Below are 4,992 nucleotides of genomic sequence, written 5' to 3'. Positions count from 1 at the left end.
CTCGCGGCCCGTCAGTCGGCCCAGGAGCGGGGGGCCGGGACCGGCGCGGGCGGCCTGGCCGCCGCCGTCCTGTGCTTCACCGCCTGCGCCGCGGTCGTGCTGTACGGCATCTACCTGATCGTCCCGCAGTTCCACTGACCTCCGGGGGCGTTCACAGCCCCGCGAAGAAGGTCCTGATGTCGGCGGCCAGCAGGTCGGGGGCCTCCAGGGCGGCGTAGTGGCCGCCCGTCGCGAACTCCGACCAGCGCACCACGTTGTGCGCCCGCTCGGCGTACCGCCGGACCGTGCTGTCCCCGGGGAAGACCGCCACGCCCGTCGGGGTCTTGCCCGGCGCGTCCGGCACCGCCCAGTCGCCGCCGCTCTCCCGGTAGATGCGGGTGGAGGAGCCTGCGGTGCCGGTGAGCCAGAGGATGGAGACGTCGGTGAGGACGTCGTCGGCGGGCACCCCGCCCACGTCCCGGCCCCAGGAGGCGAACGCGTCGAGGGTCCAGCCGAGCAGCCCGGCCGGCGAGTCCGCCAGGGCGTACGCGAGCGTCTGCGGCCTGGTGCCCTGGATGGCGGCGTACCCGGAGAACTCCTTCCGCCACCGCTCGACGCCCCGGGCCCGCTCCGTCTCGACCTCGGTCAGGCCCGACATGTCGTCGGTGACGAACGCGGTGAGCGCGTTCACGTGCACGCCGACCACCCGTTCGGGGGCCAGCCGCGCCACGGCGGGGGAGACCAGGGCGCCGAAGTCGCCGCCCTGCGTGCCGTACCGCTCGTAGCCGAGCCGCGCCATCAGCTCCGCCCAGGCGGCGGCGACCCGCCGCACGCCCCAGCCCGGCTCCGTCGTGGGGCCCGAGAACGCGAACCCCGGGATGGACGGGATGACCAGGTGGAAGTCCCGGCTGAGCGGCCCGGCGACGCGCGAGAAGTCCGCGAACGTGCTGGGCCAGCCGTGCGTCAGCAGCAGCGGCAGCGCGTCGGGCCGGGGCGAGCGCACGTGCGCGAAGTGCACGCGCTGCCCGTCGATCACGGTCGTGAACTGCGGGAACGCGTTGAGCCTGGCCTCGTGCGCGCGCCAGGAGTAGCCGTCGAGCCAGTACGCGGCCAGCTCGCCCACCGCTTCGGGCGGCACCCCGTACGACCAGCCGACCCCGTCGAGGGCGTCGGGCCGGCGGGTGCGCTCCAGCCGCTCACGCAGGTCGTCGAGCCGGTCCTGGGATATGTCGATGACGAATTCGTCCATGTCCGCAACGCTAGAAGCCATTGCGGCCAGATTCGGGCCACAATGGTGTCCGTGTTGGACACCTCGGCGAGATTGCTGCGCCTGCTGGCCCTCCTGCAGGCCCGGCGCGAGTGGCCCGGCGCCGACCTGGCGGAGCGGCTCGGCGTCGCCGCCCGGACGATGCGCCGCGACGTCGACCGGCTGCGCAGCCTCGGCTACCCGGTCCATTCGACGCCCGGCGTCTCCGGCGGCTACCGGCTGGGAGCGGGCGCGGAGCTGCCGCCGCTGCTGCTCGACGACGAGGAGGCCGTGGCGGTCGCGGTCGGCCTGCGCACCGCCGCGAACGGCACCGTGACCGGCATCGAGGAGACCTCCCTGCGCGCGCTGGCCAAGCTCGAACAGGTCCTGCCCGCCCGCCTGCGGCAGCGGGTCAACACGCTGCAGCGGCACACCGTACGCATCGACCGCGCGGGCCCCACCGTGGACCCGGACGTGCTCACCCACGTGGCCGCCGCCTGCCGCGACCACGAGCAGCTCCGCTTCGACTACACCGGCCACGGGGGCGAGAGCGCGCTCAGGAGGGCCGAGCCGCACAGCCTCGTCACCAAGGGCAACCGCTGGTACCTGGTCGGCTGGGACGCCGACCGCGGCGACTGGCGCACGTACCGGGCCGACCGGATGCGCCTTCGGACCCCGAACGGCCCGCGCTTCACGCGGCGCGAGCCGCCCGCCCCCGACGTGGCCGCCTGGGTGCAGCACCGCCTGGCGCACGAGATGTGGCCGTACGAGAGCCGCTTCCTGCTGCGCGCGCCCGCCGAGCGGATCGAGGGCCGGACGGCGGGCGCCGTCGAGCCGGTGGACGAGCACACCTGCCTGCTCACCCTGCGCGGCGACGACCTGCGCATGATGGCCATGGTGGTGGCCTTCCTGGACGTGGACTTCGAGGTGCTGGAGCCCCTGGAGCTGAAGGAACACCTGCGTGCTCTCGGTGAACGGCTGCTCTCCTCTAGAATCTGATTCTGTGTCAGCGTTCTTCACCCAGAAGAAGGGCGAGCTGGTCCCCGCGCCGCACGCCCGAGGTCCCTGGTCCCCCGACATGCTCCACGGCCGCCTGCTCGGCGGGCTGGCCGCCCGCGCCATCGAGCGCCGCTACGCCCAGCCGGGGCTGCACTTCGCCCGCCTGACGGTCGACCTGTTCCGCAACAGCCCGATGGTGCCGGTCACGGTGGAGACCTCGCTGGTCAGGGCCGGGCGCAGGATCCTCGTGGCCGACGCGGTGATCATCACCGAGCAGGGGGTGATCGGGCGGGCCGGCGCGGTGCTGCTGCGGCAGGGGGAGCAGCCGGACGGGGAGCAGACGTTCGTCACACCCCCGTGGGACACTCCCGCGCCCTCCGAACCGCCGGTGGACGGGCAGGCCACGTGGAAGCCGCCGTTCGACCTGTGGCGGGTGACCGAGTGGGGGGCGCCCGGGCCGGGGCGGGTGTGGATGCGGGAGTCGTATCCGCTGGTGGACGAGGAGCCTTTGACGCCGTTCGTACGCGCGGCGCTGGCCGCCGACTTCGCCAGCCCGCTGAGCAACTCCGGGGTGGAGGGGCTGCGCTTCATCAACGCCGACTACACGCTGACGCTCGCCCGGCTCCCGTCCGCGGAGCTGATCGGGGTCGAGGCCACCGGCCACCTGTCCGCCGGCGGGGTCGCCACGGGGCAGGTCACCATGCATGACGCGAGCGGGCCGTTCGGGTTCTGCGTGGTCACGGCGGTCGCCAACACGATCGGCATCGGCGGCCGCTAGTGCCGCCGGAGATTGTCGTACCCGCGGCGTAATGTTCCGCGGGTGCGTTCCGCTGTGCCTCTTGCTGCCGGGGACGGGTTCCACCTCGATGCCGTGACCTGCCTCGATGACCATCGCGGGTGGTCGCCGGCGGAGCTGGGCTCCGCGCACCGGCTGGTGCTGGTGCGCCGCGGCCTGTTCCGGCGCAAGGCTGACGGCCGGGCCGCCGTGATCGACCCGACGATGGCCTACCTCGGGGTGCCCGGCGAGGAGGAGCACTTCGCCCACCCGGCGGGCGGCGACGTGTGCACCTCGGTGTCCCTGACCCCGGAGCTGTGGCACACGCTCGCGGGGGAGGGCCCGCCGGGCCGGCCGACCCTGTACGTGGACGCCCGCCTCGACCTCGCCCATCGGCGGTTCCTGGTGGCGGCGCGGGGCGGGGACACGGCTTTCGAGCTGGCCGAGTCCCTGCTCTCCCTCATCGCCACCACCCTCACCCAACTGGCCCCGACCCCAACCCCGGCCTCTTCCGGCTCGGCCTCTTCCGGCTCGGGCGCCACCGATGCGCTCCGCGCTGGAGCGAGCACCATCGAGGCGTCCGTCCCCAAGACCACGGCACCTGCCCTTGGGCCGGAAAGCACCGAAACGCCGGCTCTTGGGTCGCGCGGCATCGAGGCAACCGCCGGCGCGGCCCCCGCTCCTCGGCCGGGCACCTCCAGCGTGACGCCCGCTTCTCGGTCGGGCGTCAGTGAGGCAACCGCCGTCGCGGCCCCCGCCCCTCAACCGGGCACCACCAGCGTGACGCCCGCTCCTCGGTCGGGCGGCACCGATATCGTCGCCGTCGGAGCGCCCGCTTCTTGGACCGCCGACGTCGGGGCGGGTGGCGTCGGAGAAGGCGCCACCAGGGGGCGGGGCGTCGGGAAGGCGTATGCGGCCAAGGGGAGCCCCTCCCCGGCGAGCCCTTCCTGGGGCGGCGGTGGGCCGAGGTCCGGTGCGGTGATCGCCGACGCCGCCCGGGAGGCCATCGCCGCCGATCATCCGGCGGCCGGTGGGCTGATGTCGCTGGCCGAGCTCCTGGCCGTCTCGCCGTACCAGCTCAGCCGGGCGTTCACCCGGGAGCTGGGCGTCTCCCTGACCCACTACCGCAACCGCGTGCGCGTCGGCCGGGCGCTCGACCGGCTGGAGGAGGGCGAGCCGAGCCTGGCCGGGCTGGCCGCCGACCTCGGGTTCGCCGACCAGGCCCACCTCACCCGTACGATCCGCCACCACGTCGGCCACACCCCGACCGCCCTGCGCCGACTGCTCACCCCCCGCACTCCCTGAACGAGAGCGCGAGGGACACCGGACGAGTCAGCCACCCATGACGCAGAAAGGGTGGCCTTCGGGGTCGAGGAGCACGGTCCAGTCGCCGCCGCCCGGCTGGAAGTCGGGCACGGTGGCGCCGAGATCGGCCAGTTCCTTCATGGCGGCCTCGACGTCGGGGACCGTGAAGTCGAGGTGCACGTGCTTCCCGCTGTCCGGCCAGGCCGGGCCCCGGTAGCCGTCGATCCGCTGGAAACCGACCGAGACCGGGCCGCCCTCGAGGCTGACGAAGTCGGGGTCACCGGGGGTGATGCGCCAGCCGGTGGCCTGGGCGTAGAAGGACGCCAGGGCGGCGGGGTCGGCGCAGTCGATGACGATGGAGGTAAGTGTCGCTGTCATGCGCCCAGCCTCCCGGGAACCGGGCGGCCGGGTCTTGAACATCCTTGCACCACCGCCCACCACCGCCACCCGCACATCGACCGCCACCGCATCTGGCCGAAACCGCACCGACCGCCCCCGACACGACCGCCACACCCCCGAGACGGCCCCCGAGACGACCGCCATCCCCCGAGACGACCGCCATCCCCCGGGACGGCACCCCGACACGACCGCCACACCCCCCGGGACGGCTCCCCGGGACGGCCCCCGGGACGGCCGCCACACCCCCGAGACGACCGCCGCCCACCGGCACGGCCGCCGTGTGTCGGTG

General features: G+C 74.2%; 5 protein-coding genes. 3 read left to right on the top strand and 2 right to left on the bottom strand.

From position 1 onward, the window contains the following. Positions 1-151 precede the first annotated feature (151 nt). Complete coding sequence (locus ACWDX9_RS59920; RefSeq protein WP_449972760.1) at positions 152-1,228, bottom strand: epoxide hydrolase family protein; 1,077 nt, start codon at positions 1,226-1,228, stop codon at positions 152-154. Positions 1,229-1,279: 51 nt separating this feature from the next. Here ACWDX9_RS59920 and ACWDX9_RS59915 point away from each other — a divergent pair, with 51 nt between their 5' ends. The 3 genes from ACWDX9_RS59915 to ACWDX9_RS59905 are packed head-to-tail and all read left to right on the top strand — an operon-like array spanning position 1,280 to position 4,304. After that, positions 1,280-2,224 (top strand): helix-turn-helix transcriptional regulator, encoded by a 945-nt coding sequence (locus ACWDX9_RS59915; RefSeq protein WP_449972757.1) that lies wholly within the window; start codon positions 1,280-1,282, stop codon positions 2,222-2,224. 4 nt (positions 2,225-2,228) lie between these two features. Further along, positions 2,229-3,002, top strand: coding sequence for an acyl-CoA thioesterase domain-containing protein (locus ACWDX9_RS59910; RefSeq protein ID WP_449972754.1), 774 nt, complete (start codon positions 2,229-2,231; stop codon positions 3,000-3,002). A gap of 42 nt (positions 3,003-3,044) precedes the next feature. Then, positions 3,045-4,304 carry a helix-turn-helix domain-containing protein gene (locus ACWDX9_RS59905; RefSeq protein WP_449972751.1) on the top strand — a complete coding sequence of 420 codons (1,260 nt, stop codon included), beginning with the start codon at positions 3,045-3,047 and terminating at the stop codon, positions 4,302-4,304. Between the two features lie 27 nt (positions 4,305-4,331). On the opposite strand, the gene ACWDX9_RS59900 is transcribed toward ACWDX9_RS59905, so the two are convergent. Then, positions 4,332-4,682 carry a VOC family protein gene (locus ACWDX9_RS59900; protein ID WP_449972748.1) on the bottom strand — a complete coding sequence of 117 codons (351 nt, stop codon included), beginning with the start codon at positions 4,680-4,682 and terminating at the stop codon, positions 4,332-4,334. Between the last annotated feature and the right edge of the window lie 310 nt (positions 4,683-4,992).

The sequence above is a fragment of the Nonomuraea sp. NPDC003201 genome (assembly GCF_053590415.1).
The sequence above is the reverse complement of the archived record's forward strand: the minus strand, read 5'-3'. Positions and strand labels throughout refer to the sequence as shown.

Bases quoted from the DNA above. Each gene is read 5' to 3' on its own strand.
- ACWDX9_RS59920 (WP_449972760.1), bottom strand. From the start codon at position 1,228: ATGGACGAATTCGTCATCGACATATCCCAGGACCGGCTCGACGACCTG.
- ACWDX9_RS59900 (WP_449972748.1), bottom strand. From the start codon at position 4,682: ATGACAGCGACACTTACCTCCATCGTCATCGACTGCGCCGACCCCGCC.